This is a genomic window from Limnoglobus sp. (assembly GCF_059499385.1).
This window is the reverse complement of record NZ_JCABYM010000153.1, coordinates 96,061-115,634: the sequence shown is the minus strand read 5'-3', so window position 1 is coordinate 115,634 and position 19,574 is coordinate 96,061. Positions and strand designations below refer to the sequence as shown.

The window sequence follows — 19,574 nt, the reverse complement described above, 5'->3', positions numbered from 1 at the left end:
AATTTATATCGAAATCTCGCCAGGAACTTTCACGACAACGTAAGTTTCAATCACACTGCCAGAAGTAGGGTCGAGTTTTCGATAAGTGTGCGGATCAAGACGATGAAGCTGTTCGCCATCGACGAAGTAAGTGTGCATCTCTGCCTCAAGAGGATAGTTGTTCGGAATTGCTTCCTCGACAACTTCCATCTTTGAAATCCGTCCACTGGAATCCCGCACCGTGACAAATCCTTTTGTCCGGTGTGCAGTTGTCTGCGTAGCCATTTTCAACACTCCTGAGTAGGAATAGGGCGAGACAGCAGAGTACCACATCTGAATTGTTTTTGGATGTCAGTAGGTGAATTTTGAGATTGTTCAAAAAGTGACTAAATAGCTGCATGATCCAAGAAGACGTTTACGCCATCCTGTCTGCCGACGACGCTTTGGCCGCTCTCGTCGGCGACAAGATTTATCCTGATGTCCCGACCGAGAACACAGCGTTACCGTTCCTCGTCTACTGGATCACCGACAGCACATCGAACCCGACGCTGACAAGCAAATCGAGTTTGACCAGATACACGTTGCAAGTCGAATGCTGGGCCACGAAGCTCTACGAAGTAGCTGCGATTCAAGCGGCCGTTGACAACGCCCTGGACTACTACCGGGGCAACAACATCAAGGGCAGTTTCGCCCAAGCCACTGAAACGACACCAGAAGACACCGGCTATCACGGCCAACAAGCCTTCAACGTGTGGTACGACACGACGACCAGGAGCGGGCCGCAGGTCAGAGGTACGGGCACGGTCTACAGCAACAACAACGGTGAATTCAGTCACGCTGTCACGTTGCCGACGGCCGTTTCTGGTGACACGCTCGTCGTCCTGTTCAGAACGACGGACACGAATCCTACGGCGTCAGGATGGACCCGAACAAGTCTCGGAAATGACCTTTGGTGTATCCACAAGGCATACGTCAACGAAACTGATGTGACGATCAGCCTGATTGCAGATAACCCGTTGAAGGCCACGGCGTTCTCGGTCATCGCAAACATTACCGTAGACCATAGCGATAGCACCACGACGACCAGCACGACGACCCACGACGCACCGGTCGTGACCAGCACCACCACGTCCGGCATCATGTTCGTGTGCTTAAGCACGCAGGCCAGCAACCACACGCACACCTACCCGGAAGGGCTAACGGGTGCAAGTGCGGGTGCGGGTGGCAACAAGCTCAGCACATGCTACGACGAGATCATTGACGCTGGCAGCACGGGCACACGCACGTTCACCACGTCCATCTCGACCAGTGCGCAGACGGGCACGATCTTGTTCAAGGAAGAGTAAACTTATCGATCTCGTGACTTCTCTCGAAAGTGTTTGGTGATAGCATCATTGACCGCAGTAACAAGCACTCTTTGCTGTACTTTACGGTCAACATGAAGTACCTTCTGGATTAGCTCTATGATAACTTCCAAGTGTGCTTCCGATAACTTGAGGCCAATAAGTCGCTCATATAGTTCTTGAATTGCCTTGTCCTTGTAAAGACCTTGCGTTGTCAGTTCCCGCTTTAACTGATTTTTGGCGGTAATTACTTCGCCTCTCGATGACATTCGTTTGTCTCCTAGCGTGTTGTCGGAATGGTAGGAGACGGGCGGTGAACGTCAAGATGATCTATGAAAAACTTTGGAGCCTGTAGCGGGCTGACCCGCCCGCTCTCGCTCGAAAAAATCAACAAAAAACTCCAAGCAGCAGGAACAACATGGCAAAGAAGCAACCGCCCGAATGGTTGGGTGAGACGGCAAAGGAATACTACCTCAAGCACCGTGACGGGCTGGTGAGCAACGGAATTCTTACATCCGCCACCGAGGACAGTTTTATCTTGTTGTGCGACCTGTGGCAGCGGGTGAGGAAGATGGAAGGATCGGCGACGACCAGGAGCTACCTGGACACGGTGAAGGCTTACACGTCGTTGGCGAAGCAGTTCCGACTACTACCGGGCAAAGGCCCAGAAATTCGCCACGGGGATAGACCAGAATTCGAGTTTTAACATGCCACACATCCCGAAGAACAAGAAGACCACGACCCAGAGAGGGTACGGCAGCGAGCATCAAATCATCCGGGCCGAGCTACTACGGCTGTTCCCGATTTGCCAGTTATGTAACGATGCCTTCTCGGAACACATGCACCATATCAACCACAAGCCGCACGACCGGCGAAGATCAAATCTTTTGATGTGCTGCAAAGGATGTCATATGCAGCTACATAATGCGTGAAGTTACTCAAGCATAAGCACATCCCGGAACAGTACGTCCGCACGAAGTCCGACAAGGCGTTCATCGACCAGGGCGGCACGTTCGACATCAAGCGTGGCGAACGGGTCGTGAACTTCATCCAGAAGTTCGTGCGCCCGACGAGAGGGTTAGCGGCCGAGAAGACCGTTAAGCTACTGCCGTGGCAGCGTGACGAGCTAATCATCCCGCTGTTCTCATGGATCAAGCCAGACAACTACAGAAGGTTTACCAGAGGGCTGTTAGGAATTCCTCGACAGAACGGGAAGAGTTTCATCACGTCGGCTATCGGCTGTTACATGCTCATGGCGGACAATGAACCGGCCAGCTACGTCGTCGTTTCTGCAACGCAACGCAAGCAAACCAAGATCGTATTCAGTGAAATCGTCCACACGATCCAGTGCAACAGGGACTTGGCGGCAGCAACGGTCATCAAGGAATCCACGAACACGGTCGTGTATCCGGCCAAGCGTGGCCGTCTGGAAGGCGTCAGTAACGAAAATTGGGGTCAACTCGGCGACCCGCCGCACTGCTTCATCGCCGACGAATTCGCCTTCTGGGACAACTACGACCCGTGGACGGCGGTTGATACGGGTTCCGGGAGCCGGAATCAGCCGCTCTATTTGGCGATCACGACGGCGGGGACGGATCGAACCACGAAGGCATACGACCTGTGGAAGCACGCCGAGGCCGTGCAATCTTCACTGATTGCAGACACCAGCTTCTTTCCGTTGGTGTACGCCGCCAAGCCGGACGACGACATCCACGCCGAACAGACCTGGAAGCGGTGCAATCCCAGCTTGGGCCACTTCTTGAAAGCGGACGACTTCCGGGCGTGGAGCGAGCGGGCGAAGCGGTCGAAGATCGAAGAACTGAACTTCCGCCAGTTCAAGTTGAACGAGTGGGTGGCGAGCGTCAACCAGTTCATCAACCTCGACAGGTGGGCCGATTGCACGCTGGGCGGGTTCCCAGACCTGGACGGGCTGGACGCCTACGTCGGGATCGACCTTTCCAGCACCCAAGACCTGACCAGCGTGGTCGTCGTCATCCCGCACCAGGGCCGCTACTACGTCCTTCACCATTCGTTCTGTTGCATCGAGACGGTGCGGAAGCGGGAGGCCCAGAACGCCACACGGTACACGGTCTTTGAGCAGGAAGGCACACTGACGGTGCATTCCGGCAACGCAATAGACCTGGAAGACGTGCGTGCTTATGTCCGTGAAGTCGCCCGGAAGTACAACGTGCGCAGCATCGGGATCGACATCGCCCACAACGCCGTCGATACGTTCACGATCCTACAGGCCGAAGGCTTACCGATCACGCCGTTCGTGTGCATGGCGACCCACACGAACACGCCAATGAGGAGATTAAGCGATTTGGTGAATGACCGGAAGCTGGCCCACCAGGGTGACAGCCTGTTGAACTGGCAGGTGCAGAACCTCGAATCCAAGACCGTCGGCCGGGAACTTCTCTCGCCGACGAAGCCATCCAATGATGCGAAGATCGACACCATGACGGCGTTAATCATCGCCGTGGCCGGTCTGGTGAAAGGCGAAGCGGAACCGAAGCCGAGTACGACCATCGAATTGTGGTGACGCTGGATAGATACCAGCATGAAATTCCTCGACCTGTTCCGCAGCAAGCCGCAACCGAAGCAAGAAGTCCGCACGATCACGAAGGATAACTGTCCGTTCGGGGACGTGATTTACACCGGCATGGGCCGACGCAAAGCACTGTCCATTCCGGCCGTCTACGCCGCCGTCACGAACGTGGCCGACACGCTCAGCACGCTGGAAGTGCCGGTCTACCGATGGAACGACCAGGACGGTGCAGTCGTCGATTACGATCACCCGGTCTACCGGCTGTTGAACGTCCGGCCGAATCCGTTGCAGACCGCCAAAGCCTTTCGCTACAGCATCGCCCTGGACTTGCAGCTTGAGGGCGAAGCGGTGTGCGAGATCGTCCGGGACGGGTTCGACGGCACGCCGTTGGAAGTGTGGCGGCTCGACCCGCAAGCCGTCAGCACGCAATGGGACGCCAACTTCCGCACGCTCCGCTACTACGTCAACGGGCGGGAGATCGACCCGAACTTCATCCTTCACGTCCTGTCGTTCTCGATGGACGGGTTCCGTGGGTGCAGCCCGTTCGACATGTGCAAGGACAGCATCGAGTTGACGACGGCCATGAACACGTTCGGCCAGTCGTTCTTCCAGAACTCGGCCCGGCCCGGCGGGTTCCTGACGACGCCGCCCGGCATCAAGCCCGAAGACCGGGCCGACGCTCGCAAGCAGTGGAACGAATCGTTCTCCGGTTCCGCCAACGTCGGGAAGACGCCAGCTTTGCCGGACGGCTTCGCATGGAACAAGATCACCGTGGACCCGGAAGAGGGCCAGTTCAACGAATCTCGTGTTGCGCAGCTTCGGGAGTGCCAGCGTATCACGAGGACGCCGCCGAGCTTGACCTACGACTACGAACGGCAGGTCTGGGCCAACATTCAGTACAGCCGCATGGACTTCGTTCAGAACAGCATCCGGCCGCTGGCCGTCGCCATCGAGCAAGCCGTCAACAAAGACCTTCTCCGTGACGACACGATGTATGCGGAACACAAGCTCGACGACCTGTTGCGTGGTTCCTTCTCGGAACAGGTAGCGGCCCTGTCGATGGCCGTGAAGTCGGGAATATACACGTCCAACGAAGCGAGAGAGGTAATGGGCTTACCGGCCCACCAGGACGGCGAGAAGCTGACAACCACCCAGGAGAACAATGGAAATTCGATCAATCAGCAGCAACCTCAGCAGTGACGGCGGGAAGCTGGTCGGCTACGCCGCCGTGTTCAACAGCCCGTCGCAGGTACTCAGTGAACGAGGCCGGAAGTTCGTGGAGACGATCAGCCCGACGGCGTTCAATCGTTCACTGAATCAAGGCAGCGACGTGACGGCCCACTACAGCCACAACGAGGACGCACGGCCACCGCTCGGCCGCACGTCGGCGGGAACCCTGCGCCTGAACACCGACGAGCGTGGTCTAGCCTTTGAGATCGACCTACCGACTTGGGCGTCCGACATCAAGGAAGCCGTGCATCGTGGGGACGTGAAGGCGATGTCGTTCAAGTTCGCCACGGTGAAGGATAGCTGGCAGCAGAGAGATGGACTTCCGCATCGTACAGTTCATGACCTGGACTTGATGCACATCGCTTTAGTGAACGAACCGGCATATTCAAGTACGTCCGTCGCCGTGCGGACTAAAGTGGAACCGCCCGACACGTTTATGGTCCGTCACGAGGCGGAATTGAACTACATGCTGCGAAAAATGTAACACGACGGCTACATATCTCCGATTGGCAAGCAAACCATTCGGAGATACATGAATCACAATCAGCTTTTGGCCGACGCTAAGGCCATCATTGAAAACGCAAAGGCCGAACAGCGGGATTTGAGCAAGGATGAAGCCGAGAAGGTTGAACATCTTTACGCCGAGTTCGACAAGGCCAACGAGCAACAGCGATCCAAAGAATTGACCGAGAAGGTGGAGCGGGCGGAAGCCGAGCTACGCCAGCCACGCCGTCAGATCGGCTTCAACAACAACATCGAAGCCGCCAACAAAGACCGCAACGACGAAGCCTTCCGCAGTTGGGCGATGGGCGACCGGAGCCAGCCCGACGTTCGTGCCTTGAGCAAGGGAACGAACTCGGCCGGGGGATTCACCGTTCCTCAGTCCTTCTCTTCGCAGCTTGACAAGGCACTGAGCTACTACTTCACCGTCACGGACGCCATCAGCACGTTCAGCACCGAGGACGGCCGGGATTACCCGTGGCCGACGGTGGACGACACGGCGAACGCTTCCAGTATCGTGACGGAAGCGTCCGGTATCGGGTCTTCGTCCGACCCGACGTTCGGTCAGGTCGTGTTCAAGTCGTGGGACTACTACAGCCCGATTGTGAAGGTCAGCAACCAAGTCATCCGGGATTCCGTCGTTGACTTCCCGTCCATGTTGGCCGACCTGTTCGCCGAGCGGATGGGCCGGGCGTTGGACGCCGCCGTCGTCGGCAGCAACGCCGGTAGCTCCGCACCGGAAGGGATGCTGAACGGCGTCTCGGTCGGCGTGAACTTGGCGACCGGAAATCCGATCACCCAGGCGAAACTGATTGCACTGGAAACGTCCGTGCCGTTGGCGTACCGGAACCTTCCGGGCGTCGGCTTCATCATGCACGATGCGACGTGGCAGGCGATCCGCCAGCTTGAAGACCTACAAGGCCGGTTGCTCGTGAACTCGGACATCCAGAGCGGTGTCGTGAAGCGGCTTTTGGGCTACCCTGTTTTCATCTCGAACGGCTTGACTTCCATCTCGTCGCCGGGCGACAACCAGCCGTTGATCCTGTTCGGTGCGCTGAAGAAGTACCAACTCCGTCGGGTCGGCGGCAGCACGCTCACCCGCATGAACGAACTGTACGCCGCAAACGGTCAGGTCGGCTTCGTGTTGCACGAAGCCTTCGACGGCCGCTGGCTGACGAAGGCGGGCGTTAAGACGCTGAACAGCTTCGACGCTCCGTAATCGTAGACTGTTACCTGGAGGCCGAACCCGGCATGGCAGAAATGTCATGCCGGGTTTGTCTATATACCGGCATGGAAATCACCGTCACCACACCGCCCACGCCGCCCGTCTCGTTGGAGAACTTCAAGTTACACCTGTCGATGAACGACGACAGTGCCGACGACCTTCTGGAAGAGTACCTGGAAGCCGCCGTCGAAATGCTGATGGACGCTACCGGCTTCGTTCCCGGTGAAGCTGAGTTCGTCGCCACGATCACGGACTGGCCGACGGACGGCGAAGTCCTCATCCCACGCCGCCCGCTCGTCAGCGTTGATTCGGTGAAGGCCGACGACCAGGGCGACGAAACCGACCTGGACTTCACGGCGCAACTCTCGACCGGCAAAGTCACGATCACCAGCGACGAGCCGGAATCCTTCGACCAGATCACGATCACGTTCACCGCCGGGAACACATGTCCGGCCCGGTTCAAGGTCGTGACGAAGCTCTTGGCTGCACACCTTTACGCCAACCGGGAAGCATTCAGTGACGTTCAACTGGCCGAAGTCCCGGCCGGGTTCTCCTACGTCGTTCAACAACTGCGAGGCAGTTTAGGAGTAGCCCATGCGTAACAAGGCCGGGGTTTACAACGAACGTCTTCACTGGATGAAGAGAAGCAACACGAAGGACAACATCGGTCAGGACGTGGCGAGCTACACGCACGACGGCTACTTGTGGGCCAACGTGGAGCCGGAGACGGGACGCCGCCAGGACGACTACGGAGCCGACCAAGCGGGCCAGAACGGAACCATCCGCATCCGCAACTATCCCACGGTATCGGCGTTGGATCGTCTCTACCGGCCGGAATGGGAACAGACCTGGATCATCGACAGCATCGTGTACGGAGAAGACGAGATCATCGTGGCGGCGCACGTCTACGAATCTCTGGACGTATGATTACCGGCCACATCGAACTCGACTTGGGCAACCTTCAATACGTCCGTGGTTCAGGACTAAATCGTGCAATTCGGGTTGCACTGAATAAAGCCACCGTCCCGGCAAAGGCTGCGGTCGTGGCAGCCGCACCGGAACGTACCGGGTTCCTGAAACGGGCGATGAGGATCAAAACGCAGTTCAAGAAGGGCGTCTGGTCGGCCGTCGTCGGGCCGTCCACGAAGGTGAAGAAGCTCAAGAAGAAGAAACAGCGGGAGAAGCAGTCCACGACCACGACCACGACGACCAGGACGCCGAAGGCACGGGCCAAGCGCAAGAAAACGAAGCTCGGCCGGTTCATCGCTCGGGCCAGGAAGGTCGGTGCGAAGCGGGCCAGCCGTGCGAAAAAGGTTGCGGCGAAGAAGGCCAAAGCACTTCGCAAAGGAATCGTCCGCACCAAATTCTTCAAGAATCTGGTGAAGAAGTTCAAGAAGAAGCCCGGTATCAACGACTACATCAGACCGTCACGATACGGGAGCATTCTGCAATTCGGCTCCACGAAGCTCCAAGCCCGGCACTACATCGAGCGGGCGTACAGTCGGTGCGGCAACGAGTTCCAGACGATCCTTACCACGAAGCTCCGGGAACAACTCGCCCAGATGATGTCAAAGAAATGATCGACCGGCCATAGATACTTCGTCTCAGCATTCACGAGGTACTATGGCGATTCTTGGCATTGGCAGCAAGGCATCTTATAGCACGGACAACGGCAGCACCTTCACGGACGTGGCCGAAGTCACCAGCATCACACTTCCGTCGAGTGAACACAGCGTCGTTGACGTGGTGCATCTCGGCATCACCGACGGCTACAAGGACTTCCTGTTCGGGCTGGCCGACGGCGGCACGGTCGAAGTGAAGTTCAACTACACGGCCACGGTCTACTCGGCCATCTTCGCCTTGAAGGGCTTGAAGAAGACCGGGGCCAACGACAACAAGTGGAAGATCAGCGGGCCGGACGAGAACGGCGTCACGGCCGGTGGCGTGCAGACGTTCACGTTCAAAGGCGTGGTCATGTCGATGGAATCGGAGATCACCACCGAGGAAATCGTTTCCGTCACGGTCAAGATCAAGGTCTGCGGGGCGGTGACAGTTGCCTAATCCATTCAAGAAGCCGGAACCACACCGCCACGACGTTGACGGCGTGGCAGTGATGATTCGCCCGATGACGGCGGGCGAACTCGCCCACGTCCTGCACCTGCACAACACGATGAAGGAAACTCCGTGGCGGGCGGACTTCTACATGCTGCACCTGTGCGTCCAGAACACGCAGGGCCAGCCGATGTTCGCCACGGTTGAGGACGCCGAAGGCGTAGACCCGGTGACGGCCACGAAGCTCTTGGAGTTGTGCGTCACGGTCAACGCCGTGGGCCAGCACGACGCTAAAAAAAACTAATCAAAGCCAATCCAGCACTACTTACGTTGTTCCGTCTTGCACGGGAACGGAAGGAGTGCGTGTTCACTTTGGCCGACGAACTCACCGCCGATCAACTGGGATGGTACGAAGCCTATCACGACCTGGAGCCGTTCACGTTCGTGGCCGACGACGTGCGAAGTGCGATCATCGCTCACACGATGGCCGCAACCCAATGTAAGAACCCGCCGTCCATCGCCAAGTTCGTGCCACGCTGGGAAACGCCCGAACGCCTCGATGCGAAGCAATCGAATCAAGCTCTAAGGGATTGGGCCAAAGCCGTGAATAACAATGCTACATAAGGCATGGCTCAAACACTCGGCACTAGCTCACTTGTACTCTCGACCAACCAGAACCCGCTCACGCAAGGTCTGGGCAAGTCGGAAAAGACAATCACGTCATGGGCGTCTTCGATCCGAACCAAGATCGGCGATGCGTTCAAGGGCTTGTCTGGAAAGCTCGGAGGAGGGCTGTCGGGCGGGTTCAAGTCCGTCCTGACGGGTGGCGTGATGGGTGTGGCGTCCGGCTTGACGAGCAAGCTGACGGACACCCTCACGTCACCCTTTGACCGGATCGGCGACCTTGCGAAGCAAGGCAGCATCGCCACGTCTCTCGGCCTCACACCCGAACAGTTCTCTGGGATTGCCGGTGCAGCCAAAGCCGCAGGCAGCGACACGAAGGACTTCCTTGAAGGTCTTATCACGTTGTCGGGCCGTGGCCGGGAAGCTCTCAGCGGTACGTCCGAAGTCGCCACCAGTTTGTTCAACAAGTTGAAGATCAGTGCGGCGGACTTCGTGAAGCTCAACCCGGAAGAACAGTTCTACGAACTCTTCCGGGCCATCGAGAACATCAAGAACCCGGCCGAGCAAGTTGACGCCTTGCTGAAATCCTTCGGCGAAGACACGGGTAAGAATCTCGTCGGGCTGTTAGGCAAGTCCACGCAAGAACTCCGGGCGATGGCCGACCAGTACAAGGTCAGCACCGAGCAAGTAGCGAAGGCCCAGCTTGCAACGGAAGCCTTCCAACAAGCACAGGCGAAGATTAGCCGAGTGTTCGACGAGGTTGTGATTTCACTTGCACCGTTCATCGAGCAGCTTGGGAACGGCATTTCCGCAGCGTTGGGAACGTCCGGGAACAACTTCGCCAAGTTCGGGAACATCGCCCTGAGCGTGTTGAAGCACGTCGCCAAAGCCACGGCCGCATTGATGGACATCTGGGCGAAGGCCCAGAACGCCGCCGACGCCTTCGTCGGCCAGGGCGCAGTCATCATCGGCCGGGCCATCGACGATCAGGCACTCGTACAGGGCGGGCGGGAAGTCCGTGACAAGGGCTGGAACGACTTGTGGAACAAGCCGTTCGGCCAGAACATGAACGCCGTGGACAAGTTCTTCGACGCCTTCCAAGCGGGCATGATGGACACGAAGAAGCTACAGGACAGAATCAACCGGCTGAACAATCCCGGCCAGATCGGGCAGAACGGCACGGCCGACTTCAAGCCCATTGCGGCAGCCTTGAAGGGATCACAGGACGCCGCCCGCATCGCTGCGAATTTCGAGATGGAAGGCCAGAAGCAAGAGGACTTGATGAAGAAGGGCAACCAGCTTCGCCAGCAAGGGAACCAGCTACTCGGTCAGATTGCCGAAATCCTGAACCGCAACGTGGGATTTAAGGTTCTGTAACTCTACATACGGCATGGCGATTGATGAAGATAACATCTACGAACTGCCGAGAACGGGTTCCATCGACGAGCAGGGATACCGGACATACAAGCGGGAATTCATCGTTGAATCCGACGGCAACGACGACGACGGGCCACGGGCCGTAGCTCTGGCTGTCGGCTTGAAGTACGACTTGGGCTTGTACAGCCAGTACGATTGCGGCGGCAGTGAAGTAGACCTGTGGGCACGGTGCAAGGGTCAAGCTGTTGAGGCCGTGCCGGGCCAGAAGAACATCTGGAAGTTCACTGCGAACTACGATTCCAAGCCGTTCGACTTCGGCGTCGGCAGCACCGATCTAAACGCCGGTGAAGCACCCACGGCGGCAGCGAACCAAGACCCGACGCTACGGCCGTTGATGATTAAGTCCGTGACCATCGAAGTCGAAGAGGCGATGACGACGGACTACAGCACGCCGAGCAAGAAGGTACGGGCCAGCAACGGGCAAGCCTTCTCGCCGCCGGTCATGCGGAAGCGGTACATCCCAGGGTTCACGATCACGACTTGGTTAAACTTCGCACCGTGGAACCGCAAGGCCGATTACACGGGAGCCGTGAACAACGACACCTTCTTGGGATTCGCACCGAACACGTTGAAGTGTAGCAGCTACGAAATCCAGTCCGTCTGGGAACAGAACCTTTACTACTACCAGATCGACATCACTTTCCTGATTGGCGATCCTGATTGGGACGTGCGTGTTCTCGACTGCGGGACTTACGAATACGTCTCGACCGTCATGCCGAACGAGAAGATCAAGGACAGCCAGGGTAACTTCGTCACGGACCCGGTTCCGCTCGATGGTGCGGGCCGGAAGCTGGCGTTGGGCGACCCGCTCGTTTACCTGTTGTTCAAAGATTCCAAGCAGCGGGCATTTGCGAACATCCTAGCACCGTAACACATGACCTACGTTTTATCACAGGGCACGGCCGACAAGCTCACACGTCTACTGAACAAGTCCGACGTGGGCGGTAGCGGTGCGTCCGGTGGGAGCAACCGACAGGAAGGGTGGGTCGAGATCACCGTGGCCTCGGAGGGCGAGTACGAAGGGACGGTGACGTATTACGACGCCGTGAACCTCGGTTGGGAGACGTTCGCCTCGGTCATCGCACTCCCGGCCAACGACGACGACACGCTGGTCGTCGGTCGGCGGTACATGGGCCAGCGTTCCGGCGACACGTTGGACGGCGGTAGCGTGTGGGTCGTGAACGCCAACAGCGTCGTCGAAGCCTGTTGCGGGCTGCGCATCGTGGAAGAAGAGGACGATCCTTCCGGCTGCGATGCCGGAACCATCGTCCTCGACGGCGAGAGTGCGGCCGGAGAGGGAATCAACTGGTCGGCGGAAGAGTGCAACTTCTACTTGGACAAGGGTTGCGGGATCACGTTCGAGGGCGGCAAGAAGATCGGCGTGCAGTCGGCCGACCTTGCCGGACCCGGCTTGGTGAACACGGTCGGGTGTAAGCTGGAAGTCGATGCCGGGAACTGCCTGGAGATCGGCGAAGACGGCAAGCTGAACGTGAACCTCTCCGGCACGTTCTCGGCCGTGACAGCCATCACGTTAAGCAACGGCTGTCCGTCGCCGCAACTGGCGATCACCACGACGGCGTTCAGCTTCAACAACTGTTCGCTGGAACAGGACAGCTACAGCACCAGCTACATCAGCTTGCCGTGCTGCTACCCGTGCATCGACGACCCGCCGCCGCCGCCGTGCGACCAGTGCGACTTCACGGTAACGATCAACGGCGTCACCTACGCCTTCGTTCTGACCGGCAGCACCTACATTGCGGAAGGGCCGGGCGGGAACCTATTGTACCTCACGCCGCCCGGCGATGAGGAATGCGAAGGGTTCTGGTCAATCCAGCTTTATGACGGCAACCTGGAACTGTGCAAGTGGGAAGCCGAGTGGAACGGTCAAGGGTGCGTCGTGCTGGAACAGGGTACGAACAACGGGATTCCGTTCACCGAATGTCCGGCCGAGTTCGTTGACCTGTGCTGCGACGAGATACCGGACGGCGAGTGTTGCGACGGCGTGGAAACGGCCACGGCGGTCGTCAGCGGCGTAACGTCCGACGAGTGCCTGGACTGTGCCGGGTTCAACCGCACCTGGAACTTGGCCTTCGACACGGAAGAAACCTTCTGGTACGAACTCGTTCTTGACGTGATTGACTGCCAGGGCAGCACGTCCGCAACGGTCTACCTGTACTGCAACGGCCCGAACATGGTGTTCGAGTTGTTCGCCGGGCCGGACATCGTGGCGACGTACAAGAAGCCGCTGAGCGAATGGGACTGCGACGGCGAGAACATCATGAGCCTGGACAACGACGACTGCCCGTTGTGCTGCGACTATCCGGCTACAGTAACGGTGACGATGCCATGACCGAGTTTGCGAACAACAAGATGGATTTGACGGTAGCTGCGGCAACGCCGTTCTGGTCGATCAACGACATGATCGAGCCGGTTCCGTTGCCACCGTTGCCGACGATCACGCCGACATCGAAGGTGGCCGTGATTACACTCGGCATCGGCGTCCGTGGCCTACAAATGCTGGACATCAGCCGGAAGTCGATCCGCCGCTACGCCAGCAAGTGCAACGCCGACTACCACGAGATCACGGCGAACACGGCGACGATTCCAATCTACCCGTTGTGGGACAAGTTCCGTGTTGAACAGTATTTCGACCACTACGAACGGATCATTTACATCGACGCCGACGTGATTGTCCGGGACAGCGCACCGAACCTGTTCGAGATTGTTCCCGAAGATCACGTCGGCAAGCACGACGACCTTCCGTACATGACCGGCGGCTTTGCGTGGTACTACACGGAGATCGAAGAATTGGTCAAAAGCCAGGGATACCCGATGCCCGTGGTTCCGCCGTATATGCTCAACAGCGGCGTGTGGGTGGCGAGCCGGGAACACCGTGATGCGTTCAAGCCGATGACGAAGCCGTTCATCGGTCGGCACTGTAGCGAACAGAACAATATCAGCATCCGCCTGTGCATGAACGGTTATAAGGTATGGGACATGCCGAGTGATTTGCATTGGGAATGGTTCCGTGACAAGAGCATGAAAGAATGGCACACCGGCCAGTTCATTCACTTCGCCGGTGTCACGGACCACAAGAAGAGAATAGCCTTGATGCGTATTGCTGCGGCCAGTGCCGGTAAGCCGACGATCACCGTGCAGTCCGCCAAGCAAGCCATCGAGAAGAAGAAGCCGTGCGGGTGTGGCAAAACCAGAACGGCGATGCGTAAATAACTCGTTGGATGGATTCGGTGAACCGTAAGTAACCGTCTCTTTCAACCTCGACGCTAAACGGCCCGAAGGATGTCTCACGATCCTTCGGGCCGTTTTCGTTTGTACTCAATGAAGGGTCGGCGAAGTGCGTACCGAGGCCCAGGTGAAGATAAAGAGAGATAAAGATAAAAGGAAGAAGGGAAGAGGAGCTACGGGCGTAACGCTCTACTCTTGCTTCAACCTCTTGAAGAAGACATCTCTTTATGACACTATCGCTAGGTCAGTGAACCTGTTGTTACACGCCTAACTCTACGCCCTGTGCTGCCGAGATAACACACAACTCGTCTTACGACTTGGCAGTCCTGGTACAGTGTTTCCGAACGTAAAGATTACCTTGTGACTTGCGACACGCTCTAACGGCCTCGTCGCCGTAGCTGGTGCGGTTGACCACTGGTCAGACCGTCGCAGGTTTTGTCAGAACAGGCCGACGGGTTCCGGTCGGGTTGCTGTTCACCGTTACCATATATTAGCAGGTCGGTAACATTTTTGCGAGAGAAAACACGTCCTGGTGCATAGATATTTTTGTCCAAAACCACAAGGAGTATTCAGTGAAGAGAACGAAGAACCCAGAGAGGCCATCAACCCAGGTGACGGTGCAGTTGACGCCGGAGTTGTTCCAGCAGTTCAAGGAACACATGCGGGCCGAGCAAGAGAGAACCGGCTACCAAATCTCCCAGGCCGACATCCTTCGGGCCATGATCGTGAACACGGTCAAAGGAGCCAAATGAACGACCTGGACGACATCGAGCTAATCACGGCCGAGCTAAACGCCTTGCTGGATGCGCTGCGGAGGGAAGAATTACTGGAGACGGTCTTCGTTCGCTACAAGGGCAAGAAGCGAAAGTTGACCGGCTACACGGCACGGCAAATTATTCGCATCATCCAAGAGGACGATGATTTAGTGAAGGAGCTTGAAAGGAAGAAACCCGGTAGCAACGAGCTACCGGGTTCAGAACAGATGAATTCCGCATTTAGTGAAAACACGGAGGACAATGTATAGTAGTGATGACAACCGTAAAATTGAGAGAAATGGGTGGCGTGATTCTTGGATCAGTGAACGCCATCGCACTTGGTCTACTAATTTACCGATGACGGACATCGACGCCATCATCACCAGGGAAGGAGAAGCTGACATGGAGACGTTTAAGACCATCGAGTACGACAGATGCGAGCCGGTCGCACTCGTCGAATACAAGCACGTCAACGCATCTGCGAAGGACAAGAACGTGCGGAACGCCAACAACACGACGCTGGCGAGATTGGCGACACGGGCAGGACTACCCGCCTTCTTGACGATCTACGACCCGGACACGGTGACGTTCCGGGTCAAGAGCATGAACTACGAAGCCAGCCAGTATCACACGGACATTGTATTCAGTGAAGACGGCTACAAGGACTTCTTGAAGGAATTACGACTTTGCCGTCACTGAGGTAAAAGGTGCCTATGGTTATTCGCAATATCGGGATGCGTCTCAAACAACAGCCGAAGAATCTGTAGAGAATTCACCGAATAAAATTCACGGGTTGAGGGCAGCCAAGATTCCGATATACCGAACAGCTTTACATGACGCTCAGGAGTGAACAATCCTCCCGTGTGGGCCATTTGCGCCCACACTCCGCCGCCACTCATCCCGTTTGGCCTTTGAGGATACGGTCCTTGTCTTGGGTACGATCCATCGTGACCCATTCGTATTCCTTCTTCCGCAAAGTGGACCGTTATCCTCTCATCAGTTACGTTGACAAACTCGACACCCGTTGCATAAAGTCCGATGTCCAAAGAATTTGGACCGACCACATCAATCTCGCAAGCAGGATAACCAGCGGCCCAGATAACCGTTCCATCGTTTTGTGCCGACCTAGATGTTAATACGGCTGGATTAGGAATGGCAATTTGATCTATGCTTATCGCATTAAACCTCGTGTCACGCACCTTTACAAGAGCCAAATCAAGCGTTTGATGCTCTACGCTGCCGAGAATATCAAGCGGCCTATCGAAACTACCCTGTTCTTTATTACAAACTATTTCCATATCGTCGGTCACGCAATGCTTCGCTGTAATGGCGAAAGTCTCACCGTCTACTCTTAGCATAACTGCGGTTCCAATCTCAAAATTTTTGAGTGGAAGCTTTGACCCGTGAACTAGCACAGCACTTGAGTAGACCCTAGCAATGTTCAGACGTTGAGATATTTCGGCACGCCATTCAGGTGTCATACCTGCGATTTGAGGAAGTCGAGACATTTGCCACCTTTAGCTGAATAATTTGTCGTGAACATTCTCCCATGCTTACGCTTCTAATGTCAACGAGAAAGTGGAATTTCATGAATTGGAGCAAATCCACGCCGGGCCTCCGGCGTGGTAAAAAATACGTCGCAATGAATTCGACCGGAAATTGATTTCCGCAGACGATTAGGCGGGCGTCAGAACTTCGACCTTGTAGCCGAGTTCACGAAGAAGTAGTTCCGCAGCCTCTTGGCTCACCTTCGCTTTCTTCGCCGCAGCCGTAAATACGTCGGCTTCGACCCGCAGACGACGTTCGGCCTTCGCCTTCTTCTTCTTCTTGGTCGGCTTCTTACCGCCGTTGCTGATGCACTTGAGGCAACCGACGATTGTGTAACGGTACTGATCGTCGCTGTTGCCGAAGACGCCGTTGCCTTTCGCAACCTCGACCAAGTGCCAGTTCTCGAACAGCCTCTTGTAGTTCCGCACCATGCGATCCGTCAGTTTGATGTTGTCTTCGGCCCACTTCTGATACTTGCCACGCAGCACGTTCTTGGCGAACGCCAGAAGCTCGCCGATGGATCGGGCGGCATCGACGGCATCGCCGTGATGCTTCTCGATCAGGACTTGGGCTTGCTCGACCAGCGACGGCACATCTTCCACCTTCGTCACGTTCATTGGCAGAACTCCGGTTGAGTGATGGACGGTCGGCCGAAGCCTAGAACACGTCCACGATCCGGGTAGGGAACTCCCGAAGGCTCGACCCGCCCGGACCACGTTATCGGACCGAGTTGTCAAAGATCAATGTCGGGCCACTGTACACGGGAACACATGCTCTAGTCAAGTCGATTGCCAGTTGTTAAAACTGTTTCCGGGTGTACGGTGCTGGAAACACCGGACGGCCGCGTGCTGCTCTACGACGCCGGGTCGATGGCCGGGCCGGACGCCGTGCGAAGAATCGTCGCCCCGTTTCTGTGGGATCGGGGCATCGGCCGCATCGACGAGCTGTTCCTCTCGCACGCCGACCTCGACCACTTCAACGGCCTCGTCGAGCTGCTTCGCCGTTTCCCTATTGGGCAGGTGACGATGACACCGTCGTTCGCGACGAAGCCGACGCATGAGGTCGCGGACGTGCTGCTCGCGCTGCGGGACCGCCGCGTGCCGAGCCGCGTCGCGGCGGCGGGTGATCGTTTCACGGCGGGGGCGGTGACGTTCGACGTGCTGCACCCGCCGCGCGACGGGCCGGACGGCAGCGAGAATGAGCGGAGCTTGGTGCTGCACGTTAAGCACGGCGGGCACACGTTCCTCTTCACCGGCGACTTGGAGAAAGCGGGGGCGGCGCGGGTGCTCGGGCTGCCGCCGACGGCGTGCGACGTGCTGATGGCCCCGCACCACGGCAGCCGGGCGGCGCTGCCGGCGGCGGTGGTGACGTGGTGTCAGCCGGCGTTCGTGGTCGTGAGCCGGGGGAATCGCGGAGAGTCCGCGGTGCGAAGTGGGGACGCGGGGCCGGCCCCGGTGTGGGACACGTGGACGGCCGGCGCGGTCACGGTGCGGAGCAACCCGACCGGGCTGACGGCGGAGGCGTTTCGGAGTGGAGAACGGGTGGTGGTGAAAAGGGGGACAAAGTAGTAGGCACACTCCGTGTGCCGTTTGCTGTCGGTCGCAGCGACCCGGACGAACTCGCTGGGAGCGTGAACGAGACGGCACACGGAGTGTGCCTACTACTATTCCCGCGACCGGTTGCGGTCCTTCAGGCCCTCGTTCGCGCCGCGGAGCTTCGCCCGCGCGTCCTGCACCTTGCTCGATCCGCCGACCTTGCCGAGCGCCGGGATCGCCAGCTCGAACCGCTCCGCGTCCTGCGTCGCCACGCTCGTCAGCTCGAACAGCTCCTTCTCCGCCTGCGTCCCCACCGGCACGGTCTTCCGCGCGTCGTCGATCGTCGGAACCAGTCCGTGATTGATCACGGCCGTCAGGTGGTCGCTCAACTCCGTCACGCGGTCGGCGTCGTCCCGGTCGGCCGCGTCGCGGAGCGCCCGGCCGAGGGCCTTCGTCGATTCGTGACACGCCCGCACCTTCGCCACCGGCGTGTCCGCGTTCGCCAGCTCGACGGTGCGGTCCACCAACTCTTCCAGCAGGCCGCGGTTGCCCTCGAACAGCTTCAACTGCTCCCCGGCCAGCGGGCCGCCCGGCGCGGACTGGCCGGACGCCCACACGGAGAGCAACGTGAGAACGAACGTGGTGAAGACGAGTCGGCGCACGGTTAAGCCCCCCCGTCGGGATGCTTGAGCAGCCGGGCCTCGCCGTCGCGGGCCGTGTTCGCGATCCGCCGCAGCAGCGGCTGCACCTGCTGCGACGCGGTCGGCACCAGGGCCGTGATTTCCGTGGCCGCCCGCGACAGCTCGGCCGTCGCCGCCTTCAACGCCGCCTTCCGCTCGGCCGGGGACGGCGTGTTGAACATCGTGATTTGTTCCGCCTGCGTCACGATCCCGCGGTTGACCACGCTCTCGTACATCTTCGCCAGAGCCAGCATGTCGTCCTTTTGCGCCGCCTTCGAGAGCGCCCGCGTCTCGGACCGCAGGTCCGCGGCCAGCCCGGCCAGCTTCGCCACCCGGTCCTTCGGCGCGGTGACCCCGGCCAGTTCCGTGTTCAGCGTCACGACCTTTTGCAGCAACTCGTGCCGCGGCGGGTCGGCCTTCGCGACCGGCGGCCCGCCGACCGGCCACGCGGACCACACGCCGACCCCGACGAGGACCGCCGCGGCCGCCGTCGCCACCGGCCGCACGGGAACCTTCGCGAGCAGCTCCCGCAGCGACACCGACCCGCGGGCCAGCGTGGACGGGACCGTCTTGATGACCGGCCCGGCCGCGGTGAGCGAATCCAGGTACGCGAGCTTCGCCGCCTCCGACGACGGCACGGGCAGGGTCGCGATTTCCGCGTCGAGCGCCCGCGCCCGCTCCAGGAACCGCTGACAGAGTTCGCACCCGTCCACGTGAACGAGCAACTCCGTCGGCACGTCCGAGCCGAGCAAGTCGAGCAACCGATTCTGTACGGCTTCACACTTCATGATGACACCAACATTTAGCCACAGATGAACACGGATATAAACAGATCAGAAAAAATCATTTCTTGGATTTATCTGTGCTCTCT

Annotated in this window: 25 protein-coding genes; 20 read left to right on the top strand and 5 right to left on the bottom strand. The window is 58.2% G+C overall.

All coding sequences use genetic code 11. From position 1 onward, the window contains the following. Nucleotides 1-3 precede the first annotated feature (3 nt). Nucleotides 4-264, bottom strand: coding sequence for a hypothetical protein (locus tag AC5JJ2_RS26795; RefSeq protein WP_495861125.1), 261 nt, complete (start codon nt 262-264; stop codon nt 4-6). A 113-nt stretch (nt 265-377) separates the two neighbouring features. Here AC5JJ2_RS26795 and AC5JJ2_RS26790 point away from each other — a divergent pair, with 113 nt between their 5' ends. From AC5JJ2_RS26790 to AC5JJ2_RS26700, 19 genes are all read left to right on the top strand, one after another. Then, the gene (locus AC5JJ2_RS26790) at nt 378-1,325 is read left to right on the top strand and encodes a DUF3168 domain-containing protein (RefSeq protein ID WP_495861124.1); all 948 of its coding nucleotides are present in this window, start codon (nt 378-380) and stop codon (nt 1,323-1,325) included. Between the two features lie 415 nt (nt 1,326-1,740). After that, a complete protein-coding gene (locus AC5JJ2_RS26785) occupies nt 1,741-2,028 on the top strand; it encodes a hypothetical protein (protein WP_495861123.1) in 288 nt (95 codons plus the stop codon). A gap of 222 nt (nt 2,029-2,250) precedes the next feature. Then, entirely contained in the window at nt 2,251-3,864 is a 1,614-nt protein-coding gene (locus AC5JJ2_RS26780; RefSeq protein ID WP_495861122.1) for a terminase large subunit, read from the top strand. 18 nt (nt 3,865-3,882) lie between these two features. Next, on the top strand, nt 3,883-5,070 hold the full coding sequence (locus tag AC5JJ2_RS26775) for a phage portal protein (RefSeq protein WP_495861121.1): 1,188 nt from the start codon (nt 3,883-3,885) through the stop codon (nt 5,068-5,070). Beyond that, nucleotides 5,033-5,584 (top strand): HK97 family phage prohead protease, encoded by a 552-nt coding sequence (locus AC5JJ2_RS26770; protein WP_495861120.1) that lies wholly within the window; start codon nt 5,033-5,035, stop codon nt 5,582-5,584. The genes AC5JJ2_RS26775 and AC5JJ2_RS26770 overlap by 38 nt, the downstream gene beginning before the upstream one ends. 48 nt (nt 5,585-5,632) lie before the next feature. After that, nucleotides 5,633-6,820, top strand: coding sequence for a phage major capsid protein (locus AC5JJ2_RS26765; protein ID WP_495861119.1), 1,188 nt, complete (start codon nt 5,633-5,635; stop codon nt 6,818-6,820). Nucleotides 6,821-6,891: 71 nt separating this feature from the next. Next, nucleotides 6,892-7,428: a head-tail connector protein gene (locus AC5JJ2_RS26760; protein WP_495861118.1), complete on the top strand. Its 537-nt coding sequence runs from the start codon at nt 6,892-6,894 to the stop codon at nt 7,426-7,428. Further along, on the top strand, nt 7,421-7,753 hold the full coding sequence (locus AC5JJ2_RS26755; RefSeq protein ID WP_495861117.1) for a phage head completion protein: 333 nt from the start codon (nt 7,421-7,423) through the stop codon (nt 7,751-7,753). The genes AC5JJ2_RS26760 and AC5JJ2_RS26755 overlap by 8 nt, the downstream gene beginning before the upstream one ends. A gap of 158 nt (nt 7,754-7,911) precedes the next feature. Continuing rightward, nucleotides 7,912-8,406, top strand: a complete 495-nt coding sequence (locus AC5JJ2_RS26750; RefSeq protein WP_495861116.1) for a hypothetical protein — start codon at nt 7,912-7,914, stop codon at nt 8,404-8,406. A gap of 43 nt (nt 8,407-8,449) precedes the next feature. Next, nucleotides 8,450-8,887, top strand: coding sequence for a phage tail protein (locus tag AC5JJ2_RS26745; RefSeq protein WP_495861115.1), 438 nt, complete (start codon nt 8,450-8,452; stop codon nt 8,885-8,887). Nucleotides 8,888-8,939: 52 nt separating this feature from the next. Continuing rightward, complete coding sequence (locus tag AC5JJ2_RS26740; RefSeq protein ID WP_495861114.1) at nt 8,940-9,182, top strand: hypothetical protein; 243 nt, start codon at nt 8,940-8,942, stop codon at nt 9,180-9,182. 68 nt (nt 9,183-9,250) lie between these two features. Then, nucleotides 9,251-9,502, top strand: a complete 252-nt coding sequence (locus AC5JJ2_RS26735) for a phage tail assembly protein T (protein ID WP_495861113.1) — start codon at nt 9,251-9,253, stop codon at nt 9,500-9,502. 3 nt (nt 9,503-9,505) lie between these two features. Then, on the top strand, nt 9,506-10,879 hold the full coding sequence (locus AC5JJ2_RS26730; RefSeq protein ID WP_495861112.1) for a hypothetical protein: 1,374 nt from the start codon (nt 9,506-9,508) through the stop codon (nt 10,877-10,879). 13 nt (nt 10,880-10,892) lie between these two features. After that, nucleotides 10,893-11,810 carry a hypothetical protein gene (locus AC5JJ2_RS26725; protein WP_495861111.1) on the top strand — a complete coding sequence of 306 codons (918 nt, stop codon included), beginning with the start codon at nt 10,893-10,895 and terminating at the stop codon, nt 11,808-11,810. Nucleotides 11,811-11,813: 3 nt separating this feature from the next. After that, nucleotides 11,814-13,289, top strand: a complete 1,476-nt coding sequence (locus tag AC5JJ2_RS26720) for a hypothetical protein (protein WP_495861110.1) — start codon at nt 11,814-11,816, stop codon at nt 13,287-13,289. Beyond that, nucleotides 13,286-14,170: a glycosyltransferase gene (locus AC5JJ2_RS26715; RefSeq protein WP_495861109.1), complete on the top strand. Its 885-nt coding sequence runs from the start codon at nt 13,286-13,288 to the stop codon at nt 14,168-14,170. Before AC5JJ2_RS26720 ends, AC5JJ2_RS26715 begins: the two co-directional genes overlap by 4 nt. Before the next feature lie 587 nt (nt 14,171-14,757). Further along, entirely contained in the window at nt 14,758-14,937 is a 180-nt protein-coding gene (locus AC5JJ2_RS26710; RefSeq protein WP_495861108.1) for a hypothetical protein, read from the top strand. Continuing rightward, the gene (locus AC5JJ2_RS26705) at nt 14,934-15,209 is read left to right on the top strand and encodes a hypothetical protein (protein WP_495861107.1); all 276 of its coding nucleotides are present in this window, start codon (nt 14,934-14,936) and stop codon (nt 15,207-15,209) included. The genes AC5JJ2_RS26710 and AC5JJ2_RS26705 overlap by 4 nt, the downstream gene beginning before the upstream one ends. Before the next feature lie 133 nt (nt 15,210-15,342). Next, entirely contained in the window at nt 15,343-15,639 is a 297-nt protein-coding gene (locus AC5JJ2_RS26700; RefSeq protein WP_495861106.1) for a hypothetical protein, read from the top strand. Here AC5JJ2_RS26700 and AC5JJ2_RS26695 read toward each other — a convergent pair. Both AC5JJ2_RS26695 and AC5JJ2_RS26690 read right to left on the bottom strand, forming a co-directional pair. Then, on the bottom strand, nt 15,633-16,250 hold the full coding sequence (locus AC5JJ2_RS26695) for a hypothetical protein (protein ID WP_495861105.1): 618 nt from the start codon (nt 16,248-16,250) through the stop codon (nt 15,633-15,635). The two genes, AC5JJ2_RS26700 and AC5JJ2_RS26695, sit on opposite strands and share 7 nt — an antisense overlap. Nucleotides 16,251-16,616: 366 nt before the next feature. Beyond that, complete coding sequence (locus AC5JJ2_RS26690) at nt 16,617-17,105, bottom strand: hypothetical protein (RefSeq protein WP_495861104.1); 489 nt, start codon at nt 17,103-17,105, stop codon at nt 16,617-16,619. Nucleotides 17,106-17,309: 204 nt separating this feature from the next. Here AC5JJ2_RS26690 and AC5JJ2_RS26685 point away from each other — a divergent pair, with 204 nt between their 5' ends. Next, nucleotides 17,310-18,056 carry a ComEC/Rec2 family competence protein gene (locus tag AC5JJ2_RS26685; protein WP_495861103.1) on the top strand — a complete coding sequence of 249 codons (747 nt, stop codon included), beginning with the start codon at nt 17,310-17,312 and terminating at the stop codon, nt 18,054-18,056. Nucleotides 18,057-18,151: 95 nt separating this feature from the next. Here AC5JJ2_RS26685 and AC5JJ2_RS26680 read toward each other — a convergent pair whose 3' ends face one another. Further along, nucleotides 18,152-18,685 (bottom strand): hypothetical protein, encoded by a 534-nt coding sequence (locus tag AC5JJ2_RS26680; RefSeq protein ID WP_495861102.1) that lies wholly within the window; start codon nt 18,683-18,685, stop codon nt 18,152-18,154. Nucleotides 18,686-18,687: 2 nt separating this feature from the next. Then, nucleotides 18,688-19,491: a hypothetical protein gene (locus AC5JJ2_RS26675; RefSeq protein WP_495861101.1), complete on the bottom strand. Its 804-nt coding sequence runs from the start codon at nt 19,489-19,491 to the stop codon at nt 18,688-18,690. Nucleotides 19,492-19,574: the final 83 nt, after the last annotated feature.

What these genes read in the sequence shown, in the direction of transcription:
- AC5JJ2_RS26795 (WP_495861125.1), bottom strand. Translation starts at nt 264, where the DNA reads ATGGCTACGCAGACAACTGCACACCGGACAAAAGGATTTGTCACGGTG.
- AC5JJ2_RS26790 (WP_495861124.1), top strand. Translation starts at nt 378, where the DNA reads ATGATCCAAGAAGACGTTTACGCCATCCTGTCTGCCGACGACGCTTTG.
- AC5JJ2_RS26785 (WP_495861123.1), top strand. Translation starts at nt 1,741, where the DNA reads ATGGCAAAGAAGCAACCGCCCGAATGGTTGGGTGAGACGGCAAAGGAA.
- AC5JJ2_RS26775 (WP_495861121.1), top strand. Translation starts at nt 3,883, where the DNA reads ATGAAATTCCTCGACCTGTTCCGCAGCAAGCCGCAACCGAAGCAAGAA.
- AC5JJ2_RS26770 (WP_495861120.1), top strand. Translation starts at nt 5,033, where the DNA reads ATGGAAATTCGATCAATCAGCAGCAACCTCAGCAGTGACGGCGGGAAG.
- AC5JJ2_RS26765 (WP_495861119.1), top strand. Translation starts at nt 5,633, where the DNA reads ATGAATCACAATCAGCTTTTGGCCGACGCTAAGGCCATCATTGAAAAC.
- AC5JJ2_RS26760 (WP_495861118.1), top strand. Translation starts at nt 6,892, where the DNA reads ATGGAAATCACCGTCACCACACCGCCCACGCCGCCCGTCTCGTTGGAG.
- AC5JJ2_RS26755 (WP_495861117.1), top strand. Translation starts at nt 7,421, where the DNA reads ATGCGTAACAAGGCCGGGGTTTACAACGAACGTCTTCACTGGATGAAG.
- AC5JJ2_RS26750 (WP_495861116.1), top strand. Translation starts at nt 7,912, where the DNA reads ATGAGGATCAAAACGCAGTTCAAGAAGGGCGTCTGGTCGGCCGTCGTC.
- AC5JJ2_RS26745 (WP_495861115.1), top strand. Translation starts at nt 8,450, where the DNA reads ATGGCGATTCTTGGCATTGGCAGCAAGGCATCTTATAGCACGGACAAC.
- AC5JJ2_RS26740 (WP_495861114.1), top strand. Translation starts at nt 8,940, where the DNA reads ATGATTCGCCCGATGACGGCGGGCGAACTCGCCCACGTCCTGCACCTG.
- AC5JJ2_RS26730 (WP_495861112.1), top strand. Translation starts at nt 9,506, where the DNA reads ATGGCTCAAACACTCGGCACTAGCTCACTTGTACTCTCGACCAACCAG.
- AC5JJ2_RS26725 (WP_495861111.1), top strand. Translation starts at nt 10,893, where the DNA reads ATGGCGATTGATGAAGATAACATCTACGAACTGCCGAGAACGGGTTCC.
- AC5JJ2_RS26720 (WP_495861110.1), top strand. Translation starts at nt 11,814, where the DNA reads ATGACCTACGTTTTATCACAGGGCACGGCCGACAAGCTCACACGTCTA.
- AC5JJ2_RS26715 (WP_495861109.1), top strand. Translation starts at nt 13,286, where the DNA reads ATGACCGAGTTTGCGAACAACAAGATGGATTTGACGGTAGCTGCGGCA.
- AC5JJ2_RS26705 (WP_495861107.1), top strand. Translation starts at nt 14,934, where the DNA reads ATGAACGACCTGGACGACATCGAGCTAATCACGGCCGAGCTAAACGCC.
- AC5JJ2_RS26700 (WP_495861106.1), top strand. Translation starts at nt 15,343, where the DNA reads ATGGAGACGTTTAAGACCATCGAGTACGACAGATGCGAGCCGGTCGCA.
- AC5JJ2_RS26690 (WP_495861104.1), bottom strand. Translation starts at nt 17,105, where the DNA reads ATGAACGTGACGAAGGTGGAAGATGTGCCGTCGCTGGTCGAGCAAGCC.
- AC5JJ2_RS26675 (WP_495861101.1), bottom strand. Translation starts at nt 19,491, where the DNA reads ATGAAGTGTGAAGCCGTACAGAATCGGTTGCTCGACTTGCTCGGCTCG.